The organism is Streptomyces sp. NPDC046716, from assembly GCF_040645755.1.
Lineage (GTDB): Bacteria > Actinomycetota > Actinomycetes > Streptomycetales > Streptomycetaceae > Streptomyces.
In genome coordinates this window covers 27700-29755 of the sequence record NZ_JBEYYU010000085.1, presented here as the reverse complement: position 1 = coordinate 29755, position 2056 = coordinate 27700, and the positions used below count along the sequence as shown (strand labels likewise).

At 72.6% G+C, this 2056-nt stretch carries 1 protein-coding gene and 2 pseudogenes; 1 reads left to right on the top strand and 2 read right to left on the bottom strand.

Annotation, left to right across the window (positions count from 1 at the left end):
- Positions 1-86: pseudogene (locus ABZ930_RS37925) on the top strand (rhomboid family intramembrane serine protease); the annotation flags it as partial.
- A 75-nt stretch (positions 87-161) separates the two neighbouring features.
- On the opposite strand, the gene ABZ930_RS37920 reads toward ABZ930_RS37925, so the two are convergent.
- Positions 162-1664: an aldehyde dehydrogenase family protein gene (locus ABZ930_RS37920; protein ID WP_361558877.1), complete on the bottom strand. Its 1503-nt coding sequence runs from the start codon at positions 1662-1664 to the stop codon at positions 162-164.
- Positions 1665-1800: 136 nt separating this feature from the next.
- Positions 1801-2056 (bottom strand): annotated as a pseudogene (locus tag ABZ930_RS37915) (hypothetical protein); the annotation flags it as partial.

Here is a 2056-nt window from a genome sequence, read left to right as displayed (position 1 = left end):
ACCTGCGGCCGGTCATCGGGCTGCTCGTGATCAACCTGATCATCACGTTCACCTGGAGCGGCATCGCCTGGCAGGCCCACGTCGGTGCGCCCTTCAGGGGCGCGGGGAACTGCGCGACCGGCCACGACGAGAGCCGCACCCGAACGACGACCCGGAAAAGATCAGCCCGCGAACCAGCGCACCGGCTTCGGCGCCAGGTTCTGGTAGACGTGCTTGGTCTCGCGGTACTCGGCGAGCCCGGCGGGACCCAGCTCACGGCCGACGCCGCTCTTCCCGAACCCGCCCCACTCGGCCTGCGGCAGATAGGGGTGGAAGTCGTTGATCCAGACGGTCCCGTGCCGCAGCCGCCCGGCGACCCGCCGCGCGCGCCCCGCGTCGGCGGTCCAGACGGCGCCCGCGAGCCCGTACTCGGTGTCGTTGGCGAGGGCGACGGCCTCGTCCTCGGTGCGGAAGGTCTCGACGGTGAGGATCGGCCCGAAGGTCTCCTCGCGCACGACGCGCATCTCGCGGTGGCACTGGTCGAGGACGGTCGGCTCGTAGAAGTACCCGGCGGCCGGGCGTACGTCGCTGGGCTCGGGCCGCTTGCCGCCGCACCGGAGCACGGCGCCCTCGGCGAGGGCCGAGGCGACGAACGACTCGGTCTTGTCGCGCTGCTGCTCGCTGACGAGCGGCCCGCACTCGACGTCCTTCCCGGTGCCGCGGCCGAGCCGGATCTTCTCGGCGCGGCGGGCGAGTTCGGCGACGAATCGCTCGCGCACCGACTCCTCGATGATGAGCCGGGACCCGGCGGAGCAGACCTGGCCGCTGTGGATGAACGCGGCGTTCAGCGCCTGGTCGACGGCCGTGTCGAAGCCGTCCTCGGTCTCGCAGGCGTCGGCGAAGACGATGTTGGGGTTCTTGCCGCCGAGTTCGAGGGCGACCTTCTTCACGGACGCGGCGGCGGCCTGGGCCACCTTCGTGCCGCTGACCAGGCCGCCGGTGAAGGAGACGAGGTCGACGTCGGGGTGGTCGGCGAGCTGGGCGCCGACCGAACTCCCGGGGCCCGTCACGATGTTGGCGACTCCGGCGGGCAGTCCGGCCTCCACCAGGAGCTCGATGAGCACCACCGTGGTCAGCGGGGTGATCTCGCTCGGCTTGATCACGAAGGTGTTGCCCGCGGCGAGCGCCGGGGCGATCTTCCAACTCGCCTGGAGCAGCGGGTAGTTCCAGGGCGTGATCATCGAGCAGACGCCGACGGGCTCGTGCACGACGACGCTGTGGATCTCGTCGGACCCGGCGTCGACGACGCGTCCGGCGCCCTCGCCCACGACGAGGTCGGCGAAGTAGCGGAAGGCGTCGGCGACGCAGTCGACGTCGACGCGGCCCTCCTCGACGGTCTTTCCGGCGTCGCGGCTCTCCAGGAGGCCGATCTTCTCCCGGTCGCGGACGAGGAGGTCGGCGACCCGGCGCAGCAGCGCGGCGCGCTCGGCGACGGGCGTGTGCGGCCAGGGGCCCTCGTCGAAGGCGCGGCGGGCCGCGGTGATCGCGGCGTCCGCGTCCTCGGCGTCGCCCTCGGCGATCACGGCGAACGGTGTGGCATCCGCCGGGTCGAGGATCTCGCGGGTCGCCCCTGAGGCGGCGCCGCGCCACTCGCCGTCGACATGGATGGTCTGTTGTGCTGACACGTCCTGTTTTGCCTTCCGTTCATGAGCTGCCCCCGTGCACCACGGGATCGCCGGTCGGCGTGTCCCGGGGTGACGTCGATGGCCCTGCCCGGGGGCGCGGAGAACATGCGTGAACGGTGCGCAGAAGTGTGCTGTGTCACTGGGGGGCGGCGATCTCGGGGTCGTACGCCGGGCGCGGCTCTCGTCGTGGCCGGCCGCGCAGTTCCCCGCGCCCCTGGGTCGCGCTTCGTCCGCGGGCCGGTGGCCGCTTCTCGCGCAGTTCCCCGCGCCCCTGGGTCGTTCTTCGTGCGCGGCCCGGTGGCCGCTTCTCGCGCAGTTCCCCGCGCCCCTGGGTCGTTCTTCGTGCGCGGCCCGGTGGCCGCTTCTCGCGCAGTTCCCCGCGCCCCTGGGTC